Source organism: Fibrella aestuarina BUZ 2, assembly GCF_000331105.1.
In the GTDB taxonomy this organism is placed as follows: Bacteria; Bacteroidota; Bacteroidia; order Cytophagales; family Spirosomataceae; genus Fibrella; species Fibrella aestuarina.
The window spans coordinates 3651258-3674580 of record NC_020054.1 but is presented as its reverse complement, the minus strand read 5'-3'; the positions used below and the strand labels follow the sequence as shown (position 1 = coordinate 3674580).

17 protein-coding genes are annotated in these 23323 nt (G+C 57.4%); 8 read left to right on the top strand and 9 right to left on the bottom strand.

Going from position 1 to position 23323, the window contains the following annotated elements; translation table 11 throughout:
• Positions 1-131 precede the first annotated feature (131 nt).
• Positions 132-1061, bottom strand: coding sequence for a porin family protein (locus FAES_RS29025; RefSeq protein WP_015332058.1), 930 nt, complete (start codon positions 1059-1061; stop codon positions 132-134).
• 196 nt (positions 1062-1257) lie between these two features.
• On the opposite strand from FAES_RS29025, the gene FAES_RS14875 reads away from it, so the two are divergent.
• Both FAES_RS14875 and trxA read left to right on the top strand, forming a co-directional pair.
• Positions 1258-1962 carry an SDR family oxidoreductase gene (locus tag FAES_RS14875; RefSeq protein WP_015332057.1) on the top strand — a complete coding sequence of 235 codons (705 nt, stop codon included), beginning with the start codon at positions 1258-1260 and terminating at the stop codon, positions 1960-1962.
• A gap of 171 nt (positions 1963-2133) precedes the next feature.
• Positions 2134-2466, top strand: a complete 333-nt coding sequence (gene trxA, locus FAES_RS14870; RefSeq protein ID WP_015332056.1) for a thioredoxin — start codon at positions 2134-2136, stop codon at positions 2464-2466.
• A 148-nt stretch (positions 2467-2614) separates the two neighbouring features.
• Here trxA and FAES_RS14865 read toward each other — a convergent pair whose 3' ends face one another.
• On the bottom strand, positions 2615-5083 hold the full coding sequence (locus FAES_RS14865) for a bifunctional UDP-N-acetylmuramoyl-tripeptide:D-alanyl-D-alanine ligase/alanine racemase (RefSeq protein WP_041257911.1): 2469 nt from the start codon (positions 5081-5083) through the stop codon (positions 2615-2617).
• A gap of 190 nt (positions 5084-5273) precedes the next feature.
• Entirely contained in the window at positions 5274-6368 is a 1095-nt protein-coding gene (gene corA, locus FAES_RS14860) for a magnesium/cobalt transporter CorA (protein ID WP_015332054.1), read from the bottom strand.
• Between the two features lie 326 nt (positions 6369-6694).
• Between corA and FAES_RS14855 the strand changes: the two genes are divergently transcribed.
• On the top strand, positions 6695-7672 hold the full coding sequence (locus FAES_RS14855) for a nucleoside hydrolase (RefSeq protein ID WP_015332053.1): 978 nt from the start codon (positions 6695-6697) through the stop codon (positions 7670-7672).
• A 99-nt stretch (positions 7673-7771) separates the two neighbouring features.
• Positions 7772-9376 (top strand): Na+/H+ antiporter, encoded by a 1605-nt coding sequence (locus FAES_RS14850; RefSeq protein ID WP_015332052.1) that lies wholly within the window; start codon positions 7772-7774, stop codon positions 9374-9376.
• 16 nt (positions 9377-9392) lie between these two features.
• Here the strand turns inward: FAES_RS14850 and FAES_RS14845 are convergent, their stop codons facing one another.
• On the bottom strand, positions 9393-11831 hold the full coding sequence (locus FAES_RS14845; protein WP_083891490.1) for a glycosyl hydrolase: 2439 nt from the start codon (positions 11829-11831) through the stop codon (positions 9393-9395).
• A 180-nt stretch (positions 11832-12011) separates the two neighbouring features.
• Here FAES_RS14845 and FAES_RS14840 point away from each other — a divergent pair, with 180 nt between their 5' ends.
• A complete protein-coding gene (locus FAES_RS14840; protein ID WP_041258990.1) occupies positions 12012-13223 on the top strand; it encodes a hypothetical protein in 1212 nt (403 codons plus the stop codon).
• A 59-nt stretch (positions 13224-13282) separates the two neighbouring features.
• Entirely contained in the window at positions 13283-13939 is a 657-nt protein-coding gene (locus tag FAES_RS14835) for a DNA-3-methyladenine glycosylase family protein (RefSeq protein ID WP_015332049.1), read from the top strand.
• A 15-nt stretch (positions 13940-13954) separates the two neighbouring features.
• On the opposite strand, the gene FAES_RS14830 is transcribed toward FAES_RS14835, so the two are convergent.
• The 4 genes from FAES_RS14830 to galK form a co-directional block, all read right to left on the bottom strand.
• Positions 13955-15349: a DUF4403 family protein gene (locus FAES_RS14830; protein WP_015332048.1), complete on the bottom strand. Its 1395-nt coding sequence runs from the start codon at positions 15347-15349 to the stop codon at positions 13955-13957.
• 68 nt (positions 15350-15417) lie between these two features.
• Positions 15418-16098 (bottom strand): cell division ATP-binding protein FtsE, encoded by a 681-nt coding sequence (locus FAES_RS14825; protein ID WP_015332047.1) that lies wholly within the window; start codon positions 16096-16098, stop codon positions 15418-15420.
• 137 nt (positions 16099-16235) lie between these two features.
• The gene (fsa, locus tag FAES_RS14820) at positions 16236-16895 is read right to left on the bottom strand and encodes a fructose-6-phosphate aldolase (protein WP_015332046.1); all 660 of its coding nucleotides are present in this window, start codon (positions 16893-16895) and stop codon (positions 16236-16238) included.
• Positions 16896-17021: 126 nt separating this feature from the next.
• Positions 17022-18197, bottom strand: coding sequence for a galactokinase (gene galK / locus FAES_RS14815; RefSeq protein ID WP_015332045.1), 1176 nt, complete (start codon positions 18195-18197; stop codon positions 17022-17024).
• A 371-nt stretch (positions 18198-18568) separates the two neighbouring features.
• Between galK and FAES_RS14810 the strand changes: the two genes are divergently transcribed.
• Positions 18569-19297 (top strand): tetratricopeptide repeat protein, encoded by a 729-nt coding sequence (locus FAES_RS14810; protein ID WP_041257909.1) that lies wholly within the window; start codon positions 18569-18571, stop codon positions 19295-19297.
• A 68-nt stretch (positions 19298-19365) separates the two neighbouring features.
• On the top strand, positions 19366-19719 hold the full coding sequence (locus FAES_RS14805; protein ID WP_015332043.1) for a transmembrane 220 family protein: 354 nt from the start codon (positions 19366-19368) through the stop codon (positions 19717-19719).
• A 91-nt stretch (positions 19720-19810) separates the two neighbouring features.
• On the opposite strand, the gene FAES_RS14800 is transcribed toward FAES_RS14805, so the two are convergent.
• Entirely contained in the window at positions 19811-23227 is a 3417-nt protein-coding gene (locus FAES_RS14800) for a ThuA domain-containing protein (protein WP_015332042.1), read from the bottom strand.
• Between the last annotated feature and the right edge of the window lie 96 nt (positions 23228-23323).

Below are 23323 nucleotides of genomic sequence, written 5' to 3'. Positions count from 1 at the left end.
CGAGCCGCAAAAGTACAGATTTCAAAAGGTGAACGCTACCCGGTTGAGCAGCATTGTCTCAGGAACGTACCTGAAAACGAAAAACGGGCAACCGCAGTCGCCCGTCTAATCGATACCAGGTACGTTGGCGTTTAACGACCACCCAGGGGAAACAGGTACCCAACCGAGAGCTGTGCCTGAACGGGCTTACCTGGGACATTTCCGAATTCACTGCCCTGAGCAGTGCTCCCCAACCCATAGTAACCGCGTGCTTCAATAGTCAGTTTTCCTGACCCAGTCGGTATCCCAACTCCCAGGCCCAAGGCACCACCATAGTTGATAATCCCTTCAGAATTATCGTTGATGGCATACGCACCGTAGGGGCCAACGTTCACAAAAAACCGTGTACTTCCCTGCTGTCCGAATTGAAACTTAGCTAGTAATGGAACAACAATGGCGCTTTCAGTACTCTTAAGCTTTAGTCCGGCGCTCTCCAATGTTACGTAGTCCTGCACAAAATTTATCTCAGGCTGAAAAGCGACCGTACCACGTCCAAATTGCCCAACGATACCGGCATGAAAACCATATATCGTAGCCGTTATCGGGAGCGATTCTAAGTAGGTCGTGTAGTTTCCACCAACACGAACGCCGATGTACGACCCTGCTTCGGAGCCTTCGCCCGCCGACCGGCTGGCTGATGAAGACGGCATCCGGCCGGTATCCTCGGCTTTGGCGCGGCGGCTTTCTTTGGCTGTTTTGCCCTTTGCCTCTTTGCCCTGCGGCTCGGTGGTTTTGGCTTTCACCCCATGCAACTCATCGTACATCTGCTGCTTTTTAACCGGGTCCATCGGCTCGGTGTCGGGCTCGGTGCTTGGGAAGGTGAGCGAAGCCGGCTGCGACGACGTAACCTCTACGGCCGCCGGTTGCGTCACCGGGGCGGGGCGAGTCGTTACGGGCTTGCGCGTGGTTGTGGTCGGCTTGCGGGTGGTGGTACCGGGCTTTTTAGTCGTTGACCGTTGCTGAGCGACACCAATAGACACCGACAGGCAGCACAAGAGAAGTAGCGTGAGTAATGATCGCATAGGGCGACGTGGTTTTATGTATCGAAGTTGTGGAAGAACGTGTACGTCAATGAGCAAAGTTGTTGGGCAGTTTATTTACTTACTACTTCATTTGAGGTAACGGCTAAATTTACGGGAAACGGGAGCATACCAACGCGCACTTACATAAACAAAGCAAGCTTAATCTGACTTTATCGACTAACACTGCTCGCTCGTTATGACAACCGAACACCCAAAAACAGCCCTCATCACCGGCGCAAACAAAGGCATTGGCTTCGAAATCGCCCGTCAGCTGGCTAAACTCGGCTATGCCGTTTTCGTGGGCTCCCGCGATATAAACAAAGGAAAGCACGCCGCCCAGCAACTCTGCGATCGGGGCTTTGAGGCTACCTTCATTCAACTCGACGTGACCGATCCGCTAAGCATCAAACAGGCGGCAGGTACGTTCTCGCAAAAAGCGGACCATCTTGACCTGCTCATCAACAATGCGGGCGTGCTGGACGATCACGGCGAAGATATTCTGAAACTGAATGTGGAGTTGCTCAACCGAACGCTCACGACCAACGTGACGGGGCCGATCATGGTGATTCAGGACTTTTTGCCTTTCCTGCAAAAAAGCCACGCCCCCCGCATTCTGAACGTGTCGAGTGAACTGGGCTCGCTGAAAACGATGCGGGCGTACTCCCCGGCCTACAGCATCTCGAAAACGGCGCTCAACGCGGTGACCCGCCAATTTGCCGGTGCCCTGCCGGGTATCGCCGTCAACTCGGTTTCGCCCGGCTGGGTACGTACCGATATGGGTGGCCGCAACGCCCCGCTGTCGGTCGAGGACGGGGCCGCTGACATTGTCTGGCTGGCAACGGAAGCCCCCCGTTCAGAAACCGGCAAGTTCTGGCAGAACAAGCGCGAGATCGACTGGTAGGAAACAGGTTTGCGGTTTACCCCCTCCCCGCATGGCCTTCTGGAACTAAACCGCGGTCAACTTACGCACGGCGAGGCTGTCAGGCAACTCCCCGCATGGCCTTCTGGAACTAAACCCCCATGCATCTGTTTATTTCGATGAATCAATGTCAACGACATAACACTTACCATTATGGCACTTGGATCACGGGCTATTGAAGCCACCGACGCTAATTTCAATGAGCTGATTAATTCTGATAAACCTGTTCTGGTCGATTTCTGGGCTGAATGGTGTGGACCGTGTAAAATGATCGGTCCCGTTGTTGAACAACTCGCCGACGAATATGACGGTCAGGCGGTTATCGCCAAGATGGACGTCGACCAGCATTCACAGGTACCGGCTCAGTTCGGTATCCGGAGCATCCCGACGCTGATGGTGTTTAAAAACGGTCAGATGGTCGATAAGGTGATTGGCGCTGTGCCCAAATCAGTACTCGAACAGAAGCTGAAAGCACAAATCGCATAGAGTAAAAGGCCTTGTTCAAGGTCTGCAATCCAGGCGGTCCGCCGCTGCGGGTCCAATGGTAGCTGGCGCACAGGTATTGGTGCACCATCAGCGTTGGACCCGCCGCGACGGACCGCTTGGTTTTTGGTCATTGAGCCACGGTCTTTCCCTACCCCGCGTAGAAAACGCGCTTGACCCGTTCGCTCACATTCGTCATGACTTCATAAGGAATGGTCTTCAGGCGCCGGGCCAGTTCTGATACCGTTACGTGGGGGCCAAATACCTCAACCTCGTCGCCTTCGTCGGCCGTCGCGTTTGTTACGTCAATCATCGTCATGTCCATGCAGACATTCCCGACGGTAGGGCACAACTGCCCGTTGACCCAGACTTCACCAACCCCGTTACCCAGCCGCCGGTCGTAGCCATCGGCATAGCCGATAGCGAGCGTCGCAATGCGGGCCTCGTGGTCAAGCACACCCCGGCGACTGTAGCCGACGCTCTCGCCTTTCGGCACCGTTTTGATCTGGCTGATGGTGGTCGTCAACGTACCCACCGGTCGCACACGTTCCCGCTCCAGCTGACTACTCTCGACGCCATACAGGCCAATGCCCAGCCGCACCATGTCAAGGCGATAGTCAGGAAACCGCACAATGCCTGCCGAGTTGAGCAAATGCCGCACGGGCCGATACCCCAACCCGGCTTCGAGCACCGCCACGGCCCGCCCGAAGGTCTCGAACTGCTGCTGGGAGAAGCTATTGAACTGGGCTTCATCGGCCCCCACCAGATGACTAAACACCGTGGCCACCCGAAGCGCGGGCTGCGCTTTCAGGTACGTTACCACGTCGGCCATTTGGTCGGCCAGAAAGCCCAGCCGATGCATACCCGTGTCGATTTTCAGATGCAGGGGGCAGGGGGCGGGGGGCTCGGGGCTCGGGGAGCGAGTCGTTTCATCCCCCTGCCCCACGCGCGCTACAAAATCCCCCCAGGCCTGTAGCAGGCGCATGGAATAAATTTCGGGTTCGAGCCCGTAATCGAGGAGGGTCTGGAAGGTTTCGGCGGTGGGGTTCATCACCATAATGGGCAACGTGATGCCTTGCTCGCGCAGAAAAACGCCTTCATCCGTATAAGCCACGGCCAGCCAATCGACCTGATGAAACTGCAACAGCCGCGCCACTTCGGCGCTACCACTCCCGTAGGCAAAGGCCTTTACCATCACCATAATTTTGGTCTGCTGCCCAATTTTTTCGCGGTAATAATTCAGGTTGTGGGTCAGCGCGTCGAGGTCGATGCGCAGCACCGTACCGTGTACTTTCCGCTGTAGCCGGTCGACGATACGCTCAAACGAAAACGACCGCGCCCCTTTCACTAGAACCACGCTCTCGCGCAGTTCGCGGGCCAGGCGGTTGGGCAAATCGGCCAGGAACGCGTCGGTGGTTGGGTAGAACAGGCTATTCGGGGCAAACAGCGCGCGGTTGCGCCCAATGACCGGCCCAATCCCGATCAACTGCGTCACACCCTGTTCGGCTAGCAGCCGGGCAATGAAAGCGTACAGGTCGGCTTCGTCCTGCCCCGATTGGAGCACGTCGGACAGAATGACGGTTTTGTGGTCGCGGTTACTTTGCTGTTTCTGAAAATCGAGCGCCAGCCGTAACCCGGCCACATCGTTGTTATACGAATCGTCGATCAGCACACTGTTGTTGATGCCCTCCTTCAATTCCAGGCGCATCGACACGGGGCGCAGGCGGGCCACCCGGCGGTTGATCTCGGCATTATCGGTCACACCCAGGGTCAGGAGCGTAACCAGGCAATGGGTCAGGTTCTCGACTGAGGCGGCGTCGGTAAAGGGCAACGGCACGGTCCAGCGGTTATCAACTCGATCAGTCAGTTGCAACACATCGCCCTGAACATGAGTCAGGTACGTTGCCGCGGGGTTATGCTGCGCCGACCAGCCAATCAGCCGACAACGGGGGTTAACGGCCCGGATCAAAATATCGATTTCGTCGGCCACATCGGTATAATCGAGCGAGTAGAGCAGCGTGTCGGCCCGCACGAATAGGCGCAGCTTCTCGGCGATCTTCTGTTTACGGGTTTTGAAGCCTTCGTCGTGGGCTGTGCCGATGTTCGTAAACAGCCCAATCGTGGGCCGAATGATCGGTTCCAGCGCGGCCATCTCGTGGGGTTTCGACATCCCCGCTTCAAAAATGGCCAGCGTGTGCTGCTCGTTGAGTTGCCGCACCGACAGCGGCACCCCCACCTGCGAATTGTAGCTTTTGGGACTGCGGACGATGGTATACGTGGGCGTTAGCAACTGAGTCAGCCATTCTTTCACGATGGTTTTGCCATTGCTGCCCGTTATCCCGATGACCGGCACCGAAAAACGGGCGCGGTGCGCGGCGGCGGCCTCTTGCAGGTACGTCAGCGTGTTGGGCACTTGGATGAACTCAGCATCGACAAATTGCGTATCGGCGTCGGTGGGGCGCTGCTCCACCACAAACTGCCGCACACCCTGCGCATACAGATCGCCGATGTAGTGATGCCCGTCGTGGTGCGCACCGCGAATGGCGAAAAAAACACTCTGCTCCGGCACCATCACCTGCCGCGAGTCGGTTAGCCAGAAAGGATTTAACGAATGAGACACGGGGGAAAGTTAATGAATAATGAACGATGGATCGTGTATAATGGGTGATGCGTACAGCCCACCTCAACCCTATACGGTTTCCAAAACCGTATAGGGTTGATACACAACATAAGCCACTGACAAGTAGCTACTCTAACCATACCGTTCATCGCTCATTATACATGCTTCATTGTACATTGTTCATTTCGCTTCACATCCAGCCCCGGCGCTTGAAATAGATGATTTCGCCGGCCGCGATAGCGACCATGATACCCATGACCCAGAAGTAGCCGGTCCGGGTGTGGAGTTCGGGCATGTTGTCGAAATTCATGCCGTAGATACCCGCGATGAAGGTGAGCGGAATAAAGATGGCCGACACGATCGTGAGCGTTTTCATCACCGAATTCATGCGGTTGCTGGTCGTGGAGAGGTACACGTCGAGCAGGCCGGGGATGAGTTCACGGTAAGAATCGATGGTCTCGATGATCTGGTTGACGTGGTCGAGCAGGTCGCGCAGAAACGGCAACGTCGGCGGGTGCACCAGTGGCGTTTCTTCGCGTAGCAACGTACCCAGAATGTCGCGGAGTGGCTGCACGTGGCGGCGCATGAAGGTCATTTCCCGTTTCAACGCGTAGAGAATAGCCAACGTATCGCGCCCGGCTACGTCGCGGATGATGCGGTCTTCCACGTCGTCGAGCTTTTCGCCCAGCCGTTCCACCACCACAAAGTACGAGTCCACAATCAGGTCCATCAGGGCATAGAGCAGGTAATCGGCCCCATTGCGGCGCGTTTTGCCCGACGAGGCCTGAATCCGGTCCAGCACGGGCTTAAAAATATCATTAGTCCGCTCTTCCTGAAACGAAATCAGGTAATTGGCCCCCAACACGAAACTGACGTGCTCAGGATCGATCTCCTGCCGCCGCGGGTTGGGGTGCAGCATTTTCATGGTCACGTACACCACCGGCGCGCTCACCCGATGATCGTCGTACAGATCGATTTTAGGCTTTTGCTCGGTGTTCATCACGTCTTCGAGCAGGAGCGGATGCAGCCGGAACTGCTGCCCCAGTTTAGCCACCACCGGCGCTTCGTGAATGCCATCGACGTCGATCCAGAGCACGTGCGGCGCTTCGTTATGGGGTAATTGACAGGCACTCAGCCGACTCGACTCATCGACGTTGTAGTCGACCTCGTTATACTCGATCCGTTTAACTTTTGTTTCATGCTTGATTTCCTGACCTACGTAGGTCAACGTACCCGGCGACGTGCCCACCGGCTTTTTCGATACTTTATAACGACGACGAGCCATTACTGCTAGGCGAAACACGACGGTATGCACCGTCTGCGATTAAAGGTAAACGCTAATTTGGTAGGAACCCGGTTGAGCGAGGGTGATCATTCCGGGCTACGGCTGCCTATGAAACGCAGAAACGGGCCTCAGTGGCACTAAACGTTTAGCCAAAAACCCTGTTGTCCGGCTCGTTAGTCGCCTTTTTCACTGCGATGTCGAGGAAAGATCAGCCCAAAATGACCCAGCTGACGGCCGCCCGGTAAGTAACCGCCTGAGTCATCGGCCCTTTTGCCTGTAGCCATCGATTTTTCGATACACCACCTACTCGTTCCTTTCCAAAAGTTATGAACTACCTGATTAGCTGTCTGGTGGCCTTGCTGCTCAGCCTGCCGCTACTAGCACAACGCCAACCGACCCAAGCCCCCGTTAACCTGATTTTCGACACCGACATCGGCCCTGATTACGACGATGTGGGTGCAATGGCGATCCTGCATACCCTGGCCGATTCGGGGCGGGTGAACATCCTGGCTACGGTAGCCTCCAACCAGTCGCCCTACATTGCGGCCGTGCTCGACGTGATCAACACGTATTGCAAACGCCCCAACCTGCCTATCGGCGTGGTGCGGGGCCGGGCCGTGAACCTGACCGCTTCGCAAAAGTGGGATTCGGTGCTGGTAGCCCGATATCCGCACGACCTAGTCAGCAACGCACAGGCCGACGATGCCCTGACGCTCTACCGCCGCCTGCTGGCCAAGCAGCCCGACGGCAGCGTGACGATCTGCACCGTGGGGTTCCTGACCAACATGGCCAATCTGCTCGACTCAAAACCAGACCAGTTTTCGCCCCTGAGTGGCCGAGAACTGGTGCGAAAGAAAGTGAAGCGGCTGGTGAGCATGGCCGGCTGGTTTCCGAGTGGTAAAGAATTCAACGTCGACCGCGACCCGGTATCGTCGCAACGGGTCTTCAACGACTGGCCAACCGACATCTACCTAAGCGGCTTCGAGATCGGCTACGCCATCCACACCGGCCTGCCGCTGGTGCAGAACGCCGCGCTTCAGCAGTCGCCGATCAAAGATGCGTTTGCCATCAGCATTCCGCTGTCGAAACAGGATGCGGGCGGGCGCATGAGCTGGGACGAAACGGCGGTGCTGGCCGCCATCAATGGCTACGAACCCTATTTCGATCTGGTACCGGGTCGGCTGGTCTGCGCCAAGGACGGTAGCAATACCTGGAACGCCGCCGGTAGAGGGCACTATTATTTCGTGCAAAAAATGCCCATTCCCCAACTGGAAAGCGAGCTGAACCGGCTGATGATGCGCTAGCGTGAAGGCATACGCAGGCCGGATCAGGGTTTAAAAAACGGTAACAAGCTGCATCTTTGTTAACGAACATGTCACGAACTGTGTCGTTAACACACACCTATGCAACAAACGCTGCTGCTTTGCTTATCGCTTTTGGTCCTGATTTCGGTGGTGGTAACGGTGGGGCAACGCCTACGCATCCCTAACCCGATCTTCCTGGTAATCAGCGGTCTCCTGGTCAGTTTTGTGCCGGGCGTACCGCGTATCGAAATCGAATCGGAGTTAATCTTTCTGATCTTCCTGCCCCCGCTTCTCTACGAAGCCGCCTGGTTTACCTCGTGGCACGACTTCTGGCGGTGGCGCCGCATCATCATCACGCTGGCCTTCGGGCTGGTCATCTTTACGGCTTTCGCCGTGGCGAGCGTGTCGAGCGCGCTCATCCCCGGTTTCACACTCGCACTGGGCTTTTTGCTGGGTGGCATCGTGTCGCCCCCCGACGCCGTAGCCGCCACCTCGGTGCTGCGGATCGTGAACGTACCCCGGCGGCTGTTGAGCATTCTCGAAGGCGAAAGCCTGATCAACGACGCCTCCAGCCTGACGGTGTTTCAGTTTGCGCTTGCGGCCATGCTCTCCGGTACGTTTGTCATGCAGACGGCCGTGGTCAGCTTTCTGTGGGTCACCTTCGGCGGCATCGGCATCGGGCTGGCGGTGGCGGGAGTGTTCTACGCCATTCACCGCTGGATTCCCTCGCCCATCCGCATCAGCATCTTGCTTACCTTCATCCTGCCCTATACGCTCTATCTGGCAGCCGAACGCCTGCACGTATCCGGGGTTATGGCGGTGGTGAGCGGCGGCTTGTTTATGGCCAATCAGCGCGACGTGATTCTGAACCACAGCACCCGCCTGCAAAGTATCTCGATGTGGGCCACGGTGGTGTTTGCGCTCAACAGTGCCGTTTTTATCCTGATCGGGCTGGAACTGCCCGTGATCATCGCCGGGCTGGAGGACTATTCGCCCTACGAAGCCACCGCCTACGCCCTGCTCATTACGCTGGTCGTGATCCTAACCCGCATCTTCGGGGCGTACGTATCGGCCGGGTTCACCTGGCTGGTGGGTCGCGTTATGCCCAACGCTGTGGCCGAAACGAATCCGGGTTGGCGTGCGCCTACCATCGTGGGCTGGGCCGGTATGCGCGGCGTAGTATCACTGGCATCGGCGCTGTCGGTACCGCTCACACTCACAAACGGCGCCCCCTTTCCGCACCGCAACCTTATCCTGTTCATTACCTTCGTCGTCATCCTGATTACGCTTGTCTTTCAAGGCATTACGCTACCGCTGGTGGTTCGCTGGGTACGTTACGAAGACACTGATTCGCCCCTATCCGAAGACGAACAGGAGTCGATTATTCGGATAAAACTCCTCGACGTGGCCCTCAAACGGCTGTCGACCGAATATGACGAGGACGTTGCGAATAACGAACTGATCGACAACCTGAAAAATCGGCTCGAAACCGACCGACAGCTGACGAGCCAACGCCTGCACTCGCTCGACTGCGACACCAGCAAAATCGACCGCTACAACGACGTCCTGACCGACCTGATCGCCGCCCAACGCCGCACGTTGCAGCTATTTCGCCGGAAGCAGGAGTTCGACGACGACGTCATTCGGAAAGAAGAGGCCCTGCTCGATCTGGAGGAAGAACGGCTCGATCACCCCATCCACTAGCCCGCCGCGCCACACCTCAACGAGTACCGACCGTTACCGGCCCCAACAAGCCCGACGGCACGGGTTGCCAGCGCGTTGCGTCGAACGGCCGGTAGCGGATATCGACGATGTTGATATCCTGGAAAATCTTCCAGTCGGGTTTCTGCCCGTCGCGGAGCCGCATGTAATTGGCCGAGAGGTTTGTTACGTCGATTTCCAGTTGGTTGCCCTTCGCCTTGAGCAACTCGGCCGGCAGGGTCAGTTCGTAGGGCAGGCACCAGGCCGTACCGATGGGACGACCGTTGAGACGCACTTCGGCCACCTCGCGCACGTCGCCCAGATTCAGGCGTTGCGCCTGCCCCGGCTGCCAGCCCTGGGGCAAATCGAAGGTGGCGCTGTAACGTACCTGCCCCCAGAAATACCCCGCCGAGTCGGCCAGATTTGTCCACGACACCAGGTTAGGTAAGGTATGCGTCGAGCGCAGTGCCGGTACACCGTGGCCAAACTGCACCCGCCACGGCTGGCTTAGCGTGAACGCCGCCGTGCCCGCCTGCGGGTTGGCCACGACCTTGTTTCCGACGGTGGTCGTGGCCGTCAAGGTCAGAAAACAGGACTGACCAGGCGGCAATCGCAGCCAGACGGCAGCCGTCGACGCAGTCGATTGCCGGACCGGGTACGTTGTCTGGTCGGTTAGCGGGTCGTACCGCATCACTTGCCCATTGGCCGATAGCCTGACCCAGCCCTCCCGAAACTGATTGCCCAGATTGGCAACGAAATACCGCGTAGTGGCAGCGCCCACCCTTTTCCGAATAAACGATAGCCCCTGCGCAGCCCAGCCCTCTCGCCGAATGGGCAACGTACCCAGCGTGGTCAGGTTGGCATTGTACACGATCTGGGCCCCCTGCGCGGCCAGTTGAGCCAGCCGCTGCCGGGTACGTTCGGGCAGGAAATTGGCGGGCGGTACCGTCAGGACTTTGTAGGTACCGCCGGGCATTTTAAGCAGACCACCCGGCCCAACCGTCAGGCTGTCGAGCAGGGCGTCGGATACGTAATCGAACGAGTAACCGGCCACACGCAGCGAGTCGCAGAATTTCCCGAACGGCATGGGCAACAGCCAGCGGTCGACGTGGTGCACTTCGAGCAGATGCACGCCCCCAGCCGAGGGTGATCGCCGGGCCCATAACTCGTGAATCGGGAAATACACCAGCAGGTCGTTGTCGGGGCGGCTACCTTGCAGGCGTGTCTGGCAGCGCGTGACGTACTGGTTCAGCAACGGCAAAAACGGCCAGTTGTGCGACGACGGCCCGTAGTTGGTCGACGCATAGAATAGTTGGCCCGGCCAGTCGTGGCCCGGAGGCGAATAAGTCGTGCCGTGGTAGAAGATGTGGTTGATCCCCGCCGTAAACAGTTCGTCGATCTGGGGCTTGATCTGCGACAGACTCACCTTGAAATGATCGGCCAGCCAGGTCGTGGTTTCTGAGCTGACCAGCGGTTTGCCCAGCAGATGCGCCGCCGACGACGCAAATTTCATGGCCAACGGATGGGGCGTCCCAAACCGGTCGACCTCGTAATTTTCGTCGACACGCAGGCCGGGGATCGGGAAGCGGCTGCTTCCGAACGATTCGGTTTCGGGAATATCGGCCAGCGCATACAGGTCGAGCAGATTACCCGGCGAGCCGTGCGCCTGGTTGCGTGTTTGGTAGCCCCGCTGTCGCGCCCAGTCTGTCCAGACGGCCGTAAACTCATCGCGCAGCAGATCGGCCACCGTTTCGTGGTAATCGCGGCGCACGGCTGTCGCGCCGGGTACGTTGGTGGTGTCGGTAAAATCGCGCAGTCGGGTGAGCAGGTCATAGCCGCGCCGCTGCCGAAACTGCTCGGGAAAGCGGGCCGTCCAGTTGGCCCCGTATACTTCATAGGAGTCGTTGTAAAGGGCACGCGGCCGTTGCGGCAGGCGAGCCAGCGCCGAGTCGAACCGGGCCAGGTATCGCAACAGAGGCTGCCGGTCGAACGGATCGACGACTAGCCCCTCGCCCCCCGGTGCGGCGCGTTTTACCCGCTGCCGGGTCGGCACGCCAACGAGCGTACTGCCTTCCTGCTTCCACTGTTGCGCCCCCATCTCGGGCGTGACGTTGGGTCCACCAAACGGCCAACCCGTGCCGGTGCTAAGATCCACACCCATCCCCAGCCGGTTGGCCTCTCGGATGGTATGCGCGAAGACCGCCAGCCAGCGCGCACTCAAGAACGGAATGGCCTGTTTTTCGGCGCCTTTCACGCCGTAGATCGGAATAACATGTACCCCACCCAGCCCGGCCTTCGCCATCTGTTCCAGTTGCCGCGTAATATCGAGTTCGGTTACGGCGCTGCCCATCCACCACCAGTACGTCCACGGCTTAACAGTATTCGATGTAGGCTGACCCAGCGTAACTAAGCTGATTAACAGCAGGTAACAGGATAACGTTATTCGGGTACGTTTCATGGGTCGTTGTGAGCGATTCAGGTCGGTTAAGGCAGGAAATGGGTACTTGGTGGCGGAGCTATGTGGGCGTTACGAGCAGCCGTTAGCCGTCTAGCTACACAATATTTTCCTTTATTTATACATCGCGTTAAACCGTAGTTTATGCGTCCGATCAAACGCTTAACCAGCAAAGGCAAAGCGATGAGACTTCTTACGTATGGACTGCTAGGACTGCTCGGCGGCCTGATGGCCTGTAGCAGCGGAAAGACGGCCTATCGGCGGGGTGATTATGCCGAGGCGGTCAAGAAGGCAAGCGAACGGCTCCGGCAACCGAAGGGCTGGGGTCGACGGGGACACGAGCTGGCTGCCGAGGTGGTGAAACGGGCGTTTGTCAATGGCTACAACCAGCATCAGGCCACGATTCGCGCCCTCTCGGCCGATGTACAGCGCCCCTTTCGGTGGGAAGCCGTTTTTGCGGAGTATGAAACGTTGCAGGCTATGAGCGCCGATGCGCAACGGGCACTGCAACCCCTGGCCGAACAGCAGGTGGCCACCGACTGGCTGGCCAATTACCCCACCGATTATACCAACGCACTCGCCGAAACCCGCCAACTGGCCGCCGCCGACCGCTACCAGCTAGCCGAAACCGCTTTTGCCCAGCGCCAGACCGACCGCCTAGCCGCCCGCACCGCCTACGAGCAATACCAGGCGGCCCAGAAATGGGTGCCCGGCTACCAGCAGTCGGCCCAACGGTCGCTGGAGGCGTTTTCGTTCGCGGTGCTGCGGGTGCTAATTGAGCCGCCCGTGCCAACGCCCGAACTCGACCGCGACGATACCTGGGCGCTGGGTCAGTCGGTGAATGAAAGCCTGGTTCGCCACACCACGCCTAGCCCGTATGTTCACCTATACCAACCCGATCAGGTCGAGGTGGCCGACAACGGCGATTATCGCCTGTTTGATGGCCAGCCCATTCATGAAGTGGTGCAGTTTGCCGTTCGGAACTACCGGCCTTATGATGAGTCCTACGCCAAAACGAGCCGCACCATCGAGAGCAGTAAGCTGTATAAAGTGGGTACCAAGCGCATCAACGACTCAACGGTGGTCGACATTCTGGAGAAGATCAAAGGCACGGTTATTCTCCACACGCACCGCATCGAAGCCCGGCTCGATCTGCAACTACGCGCGCTCGACGCCCGCACTGACGCTCCCCTCTGGACCGACTCTGATTACGTCAGCACCGATTGGGTCGGGCAATGGGAAACGTTTATCGGCGACAGCCGGGCGCTCGACAGCTACACGTTGATCACCCAAACCGGCAGCATTCCATCGAGCCGTGATTTGCTTCATAGCCTGTTGAATCAGGCTGGTAGCTCGGTGGTGGGTACGTTACGAAAGCAGTACAAAAAGCAGTAACTGGTCGCTATTCGAGCAGACGGTTATCAGGGCTGGCGGGCGTTTTGTAGGTTTGTCGTATGCACGCCGACGCCCTTGCCCACTTGAGTCAGGACCCCATTCTGGCCCGTATCATTGCCGAAACACCCGCCCTCAAACCGGCACATAATCACCTCGATATTCCCGAGCAGGACCGGCTTTACGTGGCGCTCCTCAATAGCATCGTGTCGCAGCAGATTTCGACCAAAGCCGCCGAGGCTATTTTCCGGCGGTTCCGGCTATTATTTTCCGAAACGGCCGAGGCCGAAGGCTATCCCACGCCCGCCCAACTCGTGGCTAAATCCATTGACGAACTACGCTCGGCCGGCCTGTCGTTTCAAAAAATCGATTATCTGCAAAGTGTTGGTCGTTTTGCGCTGGCCAATGACCTGACGACTAGCTACGTGGAGCAGCTCACCGATGAAGCCATCGTGCAGTACCTCACGCCCATCAAAGGCGTTGGCCGCTGGACGGTGGAGATGCTGCTGATGTTCGTGCTTGACCGGCCCGACGTGTTTCCGATCGATGATCTGGTGATCCGGCAGAAGATGATTCGCGCTTACGAACCAACCGCCGATTCGGGCAAAACGGGCCGCGCGCTCTACAAACAGCTGCACGCCATCGCCGAACCCTGGCGCCCCTACCGGACCCTCGCCTGCCGCTACCTATGGCGATGGAAACCCGTTGACAGTATGTAATGAACAGTATACAGTTTACAGTTTCTTCACTTCCAGCCGCACGTTGGTTTCTACTTTCAGCAGCGACTGAATGCCGGTGGGCCGGATGGCAATGCGCTGCGGAACAAAGCGGAACGACAGGATGTCGAGGTCGTTTTTGACGCCCGTCCGGCTGTTTTCAAAAGCCCGGTCAATGAGCGTGGGCAGTTTAAGAATTTGCTCACGTAGGGGGATGTGCAGCACTTTACTGAGGGTATCTTTCAGGCGGTCGTGGAGGAGCCAGTCGGCAGTAGCGAGAAGGCGCTCTTCCGTCTCCACGTCGAAATCAATGTTCTTGATGCGAAGTGTGTGCGTCAGCGTATCGTAGGCCGGTTGTCCCCGAAAGTAAAGCGTGCCATTGACGGCGCCGCCCACGTCGGTTCGGATAATCAGGGCCTTTTGACCGCCATACACCCGCGCCCGCTTGATCTTCACCATGCCACCCGCCAACCCGAGGTTGTGCCCCTGTAGCGTTTTGGCCAACACCCGGTTCATATCGTCGTAGGTGATAAAGCTCATCACGCGCAGGTCGGAGGTCTGGCGAATCGACCGGGCTTTCCGCAGGTGCGGCAACTGGCCGTTGGTATCCACGTCGGGCCGTTTGCCGATCTCCGTTCTGGTTGAAAAAGCCACCCGGATCGGTACGGTGAGCGTGGTAGCGTTGCCCGTCACTTCGCCCACAGCCACGCTGAACGGCGTTGGCACGAGCCAGATGGAATCGGGACTTTTAACCAGCAGCAGGGGCTTTTGCAGGCTCTTCCAGATAGGACGTACCTGACGATCGAGTCGCAGTTCATTGTGTACGGCCTTGTCGATTACTTCTTCGATTTCAGGGCGACGCTTTTCGAGCAGGTTTTCCACCAACCGGGTCACCGAAATATTGACCCCCAGAATCCGCAGCTTTGGCTTTTCGATCCAGGTATAATTGGTGAACTTGGCTTTGGTCGACAGACGCCAGTTGGGCGATACCTGCAACGGGCTCTGAAAGTCAACAGCGAGGGCACACAGGGCATTTTTGCTGTGCTTCCTCTTATTGAGCCGCAGGGGGTTGTCGATCCAGACCTGAAGGGGTGCCGAAAACGAGACCTTGTTGTTGGCGTATTTAATTTTGACCCGACCCGTTCGGTAAACCCGCAGGTTAAACATGGCCGCCCCTTTCTGGTCCTTCATCATCTCGGGCCGTACCAGTTCGGGTTTTAGCGCCTTGTTGATTTGGTCTTCGAGCGCCCGGATGTTAAACGAAATCGGGCCAGCCAAAAACGAAATGGCGGGCGGAATCTCGTCGTCGAACCCCTCGGCTGCGGGCGGTTTGGGCTTTACTTTTTTGCAGGAAACCGCCAGCGAGACAACAAGTAAAATAAGTACAAACTGAATGGTGCGTTGAGGGTTCATAATCTCAACCAACTCCCATTCGCCGGTTCTGTTTAATAGACTTACCCTGCACCGGGCAGGCAGGTGGGTCAGCCCTTCAGTTCAATCACCTGCCCGTCCTGACAACGGAGGGTACGGCCCGGAAATTTGTTCAGCAGGTCGTAGTTGTGGGTGGCCATCAGGATGGCCGTACCGGCATTGTTGATCTGCTTAAATACGCCCATAATCTGGTCAGAAACGCCAGGATCGAGGTTTCCCGTCGGTTCATCGGCAATCAGCATCATGGGTTCGTTGAGCATGGCGCGGGCAATGACTACCCGCTGCTGCTCCCCACCCGAGAGCTGATGGGGCAGCCGTTTGTGCGCCGTTCCCAGCCCCACCTGCATCAGCACTTCCGAGATACGGGCCGTCATTTTGGCCTTGTCGGTCCAACCGGTAGCCTTCAGCACAAACTTCAGGTTTTCCTCGACGTTGCGGTCGAAGAAGAGTTGAAAATCCTGAAAAACGATCCCGATTTTCCGGCGCAGAAAGGGCACGTCGCGCGGCTTCAGCTGGTCGAGCGGGAAGCCAGCCACGCGCCCCCGGCCGTGCTGTAGCCACAGATCGGCATACATCGTCTTGAGCAGCGACGATTTGCCACTGCCCGTCCGGCCGATCAGGTACACAAATTCGCCTTTATGAATCTGAAACGACACATCGCCGAGTACCAGCTTGGTGCCTTGATAAATGTCGGCCTGCTCCAGTTCGAGTACGGGTTCGGTGGTGAACATAGGGTTAATGTATAATGAACGACGAGTAAGCTAATGTATAACGAAGGATGCATGATGTATAATGAGTGTTTGCCAAACGTATATATCTGAGCAAAATACATTATAAACTATACATCCTTCATTATACATTAGATAGGCTACAACGTACCTGCTTTCTTGTGGTCGGCGAGGAATTTGGCCAGGCCGATATCGGTGAGGGGGTGGTTGAGCAACGCCGTCATCACGCTCAGCGGACCAGTCATCACGTCGGCCCCGATTTCGGCACACTGAATTACGTGCATCGGGTGGCGAATGGACGCCGCCAGCACTTCGGTGGTGAACCCGTAGTTGCGGTAGATGGTCACAATCTGCTCGATCAACTCAATCCCGTCGGTCGACACGTCGTCGAGGCGACCCACGAACGGCGACACATACGAAGCCCCGGCTTTGGCGGCCAGCAGCGCCTGCCCCGCCGAGAACACCAGCGTGCAGTTGGTACGGATGCCCTTTTCCGAGAAGTATTTCAGCGCTTTCACGCCATCCTTGATCATCGGAATCTTCACCACGATGTTATCATCGAGTTCGGCCAGTTCTTCACCTTCGCGGATCATCTCGTCGAAGGTCGTCCCGATCACCTCCGCACTTACGTCGCCTTCCACGATTTCGCAAATCTGCTTGTAGTGGCGCAGTACGTTGTCTTTACCCGTGATGCCTTCTTTGGCCATCAGGGACGGATTGGTGGTGACGCCGTCGAGGATACCCATGTCCTGTGCCTCCCGAATGTCGTTGAGGTTGGCCGTATCAATGAAGAATTTCATGTGCTAAAGTGGAATTGTGTTGGGGGTAAAAATAGAGTTTTCCGTTTAGAGTTTTGAGTTTTCAGTTGGCTGACGCGTGATTGCTGGCGCGTCAGCCAACTGAAAACCTTGAACGCTGAAGGAAACTTATACCTCTATCAGATGCGTGCCGTCTTCGATGACGGTGCTGTAGATCAGGGTCTCTTTGCCGGTGCGGGCCAGGTATTGCTGCCGGATGGTGTCTTCAAAGTCAGCCAGCGCCTCCTCGCGAACCAGGTTGATGGTGCAGCCACCAAAGCCGCCGCCCATCATACGTGCGCCCAGCACGCCGGGGTGATTGCGCGCAATGTCTTCGAGCACATCCAGCTCGGGACAACTTACTTCGTACCAGTGGCTTAGTCCTTCGTGCGATCCGTACATACGCTGCCCAAAAGCGGCAATGTCACCCGCTTCCAGATCGGCCACGCCATCGAGCAGACGTTGGTTTTCCTGCACCACGTAAGCGCAGCGGCGGTAAAGCAGCGGGTTCTGATCGCGCAGGTACGTGTCGAGCATGGGCATCGTTACGTCGCGCAGGCTGCGAATGTGGTCGCTGCTACCCGAGTCGGCCTCGTTGGTCCGGATGATCGCGACGCCAGCTTCGCATTCTTCCCGGCGCGTGTTGTATTCCGACGAGGCGAGCGAGTGTTTCACCCGTGAGTCGCACAGCACGATGCGGAAGCCCGTCATGTTCAGTGGCGCGTAGGCGTACTCAAGCGAACGGCAGTCCAGTTTGATCACGTTACCGGCTCGGCCCATCATCGACGCAAACTGATCCATGATGCCACACTGCACGCCCACAAACTGATTCTCGGCCCGTTGCGACAGCAGGGCCATCGGCACGCGCTCCATACCCAGCTTGTAGAGGTGGTTTAAGGCGAAAATCACGCCGTTTTCCAGCGCCGCCGACGACGACAGCCCCGACCCAATGGGGATCGTACCACCAAAAACGACGTTCAGGCCGCCCGGCAGTTGTTGATCCCGTTGCACCTGCTCGATAACCCCGAGGAGGTAATTGGCCCAGCCTTTCGAGGCGGGTTTCACCTGATCGAGGGAGCCGGTGTAGGTGCTATTCAGATCAGCCGCCGTAAAATGGAGTTGCCGGTCAGAGCGCGGGCCAACGGCCATATAGATGCCTTTGTCGATGGCTGCGGGCAGCACGAAGCCACCATTATAGTCGGTATGTTCGCCAATCAGGTTTACCCGACCGGGTGATTTGAGCAACGTGGGCTGTTCTCCAAAACGTTGCACAAACTGGGCGGAGAGCGATTCGGGAAGGTTCATCTAGGAATTGGGTACTGGGTTTAACGGCCAAAGTCCAAGGCTCAGGATAGTATACCTCAGGCATAGCAATCGTGAACATTGGACCTTGACTGTTGACTTTTGGGCAAAAAAAAAGGCAAATCGAATGTCTCACCGCTACGACCACCTACCCTTGCTTCCGTCAAGACCTGGGGGATTCAGCAGGAGCTGGTAGCACCGATTTGCCGCTGCAAAAGTAAGAAACATTACGGATTTGTAAAGCCCTTAGCGGTAATTTTGAGCGATTTCGACGGCCTAGGAAAGCAGGCACAATGTGTCTTGCGCCCGTCATGGGCCACCTCTTGCCCCGTGACACCTTATCATTCAGCTTTTTACTCTACTCTCAGTACGCCATGCGCTCGTTTTTTTCGTCACTTCTCATACAAAGTACCCTATTGATTCTTTTTGCCTGTAACGCCTCCGACGAGCAACTTCAGCAGGGGCGTCAGCTGCTGCGGGAAGGAAAATCGCGCGAGGCCGTGCAGGCGCTAAATGCCGCCATTGAGTCGGATCCCGACAATGCCGACGCCTTCGTTACCCGTGGCGCGGCTTATTTCGAGTTGAAAGAATACGCCAATGCCCAACTCGACTACGAGCAGGCACTGAAACTAAAGCCCGACTTCTACCGGCCCTATTACAACCGGGCGCTGCTGAAAACGAGTCAGGGCGACATCCCGGGGGCTCTTAAGGATTATTCGGAGGCCATTCGGCTGGCACCCGACACGGCCAAAAACTCGACGTCCGACACGTACCTGAACCGGGGACAGTTGTTTGCGCTACAAGGCCAGACCCAGCCCGCCCTCACCGATTTCGATCAGGCTATCAAGCTGAATCCGCGCAACGCGTTGGCGCTGTATAACCGGGGGAATCTGCGTTTCAACCAGAAGGACCTGCCCGGTGCCATCGCCGATTTTCAGGCTTGTGTGGCCGCCAATCCGAGTTTCGGCAAAGCCTTCTACGGACTAGGTCTGGCTCAGCTACTGGCCGAACAGCGCGACGCCGCCTGCCTTAGCCTCAAACAGGCGCAGAAACTCGGCTATCCCGATGCCGCCAACGCCGTAGCGTCGTATTGTGCCAACTAAAAAGGCAGGCAAGGAGGTCGATCGACACGCGTGCCGATCGACCTCCTTGCCTGCCCCTTGCTCCTGCCATGAAATACCTCGCCCTTGGTTTCGCGCTCCTCTTCGTCGTATTCGCGGCGGTTCAATACAACGACCCCGACCCGCAGGTATGGGTGCCCATCTATGGGTTCGCCGCCCTAGCCTGTCTGCTTGCTGTTGTCGGTTTTGGCGGTCGGCCCGTGCCGTCGTGGTTTTACTGGCTGATGACCGTCGTTTACTTGGGTGCTGCCATCAGCCAATGGCCACCGGCCTTCGAGGGCTTTCTGCTGAACGAAGTCGGCATGAAAACAATGAACATCGAATTGGCCCGCGAATCGGGTGGTCTGGCAATTTGCGCACTGGCGATGGGCCTGATGGCGTGGCTAGGGAGAAAAGTAGTTTAACGTTAAAGGTCCAAGGTCCAACGTGGCTGACGCGAGTTTATACAAGCGTCAGCCACGTTGGACCTTGGACCTTTAACGTTAAACTACTTTTCTACATCCCCGATGTCTCAAACGTCATGGCGTCCACGGCCATTAACGCTTTTGAGCCAGCGTTGGGGTTGACGAAGACCAGATACAGCTTGTGCATGCCTGCTTCAGGCTTCCTGAACGGGATGTTCACCGGACCCGTATCGCCTGCTTTCACATCGGCATCACCCAGCAAGGGGCCGGTGGGCGAGTCGACCCGTACTTCCAACTTACCACCAGCCGACCGGGCTGCCGAGGCAAACACCGTTGCTTTGATACCCGAAATACCAGTCAGATCGATGTCGTTGTAGGCGAGGTAGCTGCCGTTGGCCAGGCCAACCGCCGCTTCTGACCCCGTCGGGAGCTTGAACGTCATGATGCCCTTCTTATCGTCGAAGCTAACCGCTTTCACATTGGGGCTGCGCAGGGCCAGCGTCGACGTGCTTGTCAGCGGGCCAATCGGGCCGTGGCCACGGTCGGTATAGGTCGCCGTTAATACGTACGATCCCTCTTTCTTCTGTGCTTCAGGAGCATACGTACCGGCCAGCGGCTGTTTATTAGCCATCTTCTCGTCGGCCAGCGACATAATGTATTTCACCATGTCCTCAGCTTCTTCGCGTTTCACCTGCGGGTGGGCGCTCATGGCCTGCTCGCCCCAGACGCCGCCGCCGCCGGTGATGATCTTCTGCGCCAGCGCCCCGAACCGTGTGGTGCGGCCTTTGTACTTGCGAGCTACGTCGATATAGGCAGGCCCAATCGACTTTTTGTCGATAGCGTGGCAGCCTTTGCAGTCGTTCAGTTCGATCAGGCGTTTACCCGTCGAAAAGCCCAGATTGGCCTGATGACCCTGTGCCAGTACCGTCTTGTCGAAGCCTTCGATGTAGTTGATGGTCATCGTGACATCCTCAGCGCTGATGCCTTTGTCGAGGGCACCGTCTTCCTTATCCATTACGCTCGCCTGATAGGCAATGGGTTTCTGCGGGAAATAGAAGGTTTTGTTGCCCTTCACCGCCACATTGACCGTTGGCATCTCGTTCCCTACTTTGATGGTCACGGTCTGCGTGGTGCGGTTACCGGCGGCATCCGTTACGGTCAGCGTGGGGGTGTAAATGCCCGGCTTGGCGAACGTAACACTCGGGTTAGCCGCCGTACTGGCCGGAATGCCCGGACCAAAATTCCAGGCGTATTTCACCGCATCGCCATCGTAATCCATCGTACCCTTGGTATCGAAGGTCACTTTCAGCGGTGCAGCACCAACCTGTTTGCTGGCAGCGACCACGGCTACGGGCCGACGGTTTCCGGCGTTGTAGGTGATATGCGACAGGCGTGCATCATCGTTCTGGGCAAACCAGTTCTGGCCATACTCGAGGGTGTAAAGGCTGCCATCATCCGCAAACTGCATGTCGATGGTGTGCGAAAACTTCGTGTTGGGCAGGAAGCGCTCCATCTGCACGAAGTCGCCCTCGGGCGTCATCGTCACGGGGTTAATCCAGTCGCGCATCCAGTCGTAGGCGAAGAACTTACCGTCGTAATGGCGCGGGAACTTCACTTTTGTTTCCGGATAGTCGTCGTAGTAATAAACGGGGCCACCCATGGCGTTACGGCCACCTTTGCCCACAATCGCACCAAATTCAGGCGAGTCGGCGTAGGGGTAGTAGATGTAGGCTTTCTGCGCCGGTGGCAACTCGGTCAGCCCGGTGTTGTGGGGCGAATTGTTGATGGGCTTCATCGCGTCGAAGGGTGCGCCCACGGTGCTGTCGGCAAAGGCAAAGGCGCGGTAAGGCCGGTTGTCGGCCACAAACAGCGGCCAGCCATAATAACCGGCTTTGCGGGCCTGGTTCATTTCGTCGTGCCCGCGCGGCCCGCGGTTCTCCCGGTTCTCACCCGCGTCGGGGCCCACTTCGCCCCAATATAAGAAACCCGTGCGCTGATCCACTGAGATACGGTACGGGTTGCGGTTGCCCATCACATAAATCTCGGGACGGGTTTTGGCAGTGCCTTCCGGAAAGAGGTTACCACTCGGAATGCTATAGCCACCGCCACCGTTGGGTTTGATGCGTAGAATCTTACCGCGCAGGTCGTTGGTGTTGCTGCTGGTCATGCGGGCATCCCAGCCACCCCGCCCCGGCCGATCGTCGATGGGCGCGAAGCCCTGCGAGGCAAACGGGTTGGTATCATCGCCGGTCGAGAGGTAGAGGTTACCCTGCCGGTCCCAGGCGATCGACCCGCCCGTATGGCAGCAGTCGGTCCGCTTCACGGGCACGCGCAGCAGGATTTTTTCGGTATTCATCAGCAGCGTATCGCGGGCATCGTCGTAGGTAAACTCCGACAGGTGCTGAGCGGTATCGGTACCAAACACCGCCGCATCAGGCGAGTAATAGAGGTACAACCGTTTGTTGGCCGCAAAATTCGGGTCGGCATTGACACCCATCAGGCCGTATTCGTGCTTGGTATACACGGGCATGCGGGCCGCGATCTTGGTTTTGCCGGTGGTGGGGTTATACACTTTCAGCAGGCCTTTGCGCTCGCCAAACAGCACCTTCCCGTTCTTCAGCACCACCAGTTCCGTGGGCTCATCGAGCTTGTCGACCAGCACTTTACGCTCGAAGCGGTTCTCTTCAGGGAACGGCTGCGTTTTAGCTTTGGCGTAGTCGAGGCGTTCGGCCATTACCGATTGCAAACCGCCCAGCAGGTGCTTCATAAACACCGGGTTGGTAAACGTCTCGTCGGGGTGGCCGAAGTTGGTGTAAAAGGCTTTCCCTCCGTCGAAGTCATGCTGCCACGACATCGGGTGGTCGTCGCCCATTTTGCCATCTTTGTACGTTTTCTCGTCGATCTTGACAAGCACGTTCACCGCCTTGTTAAAGTTCTTGAAGTCGTAGAACTCATCCTTGATCTTCCAGCGATCGGGGAAGCCAAACATCGACGCGTGGTTTTTATTCACAGCGTAGGCTTCGCCCTCCTGCACGTTGGGGTTACCAGGGTGCGACGCAAACTGCGCGCCCGCCAGCTTGTTGTACCAGGCCCAGCCGTATTCGGTGTCGGTGGCCGCGTGGATACCCACGTACCCACCACCAGCCTGAATGTAGCGTTCAAAAGCGGCCTGTTGCACGTCGTCGAGCACGTCGCCCGTCGTCGACAGCCAGACCACCGCATTGTAGCGTTTCAGGTTGGCTTCGGTAAACTTGGCGGCGTCTTCGGTCGTGTCAACGGCAAACCCGTTCTGCTGACCCATCGCCATCAACGCCCGCTGCCCGGCCGGAATCGACGTGTGCCGGAAGCCCTTCGTTCGCGAGAAAACCAGAATCCGCTTCGTGGCGGCTCCGGCGGTGGCTGGCGCGGCGGTGGTAGCACGTACCTGCGCCAGCACCGACCCATCGGCCAGTGTCGTCAGCAGGCCACCGGCCAGAGCCATACCACACAAAAAAGTATGTTTATTCATAAAGTAGGGACAAAATAGCTTATGCACTTAAAGGCATAAAATAAGCCTATTCTCACTAAGAATAGGCTTAAAAAGCGAAAGACTTGCCGTTTTTTC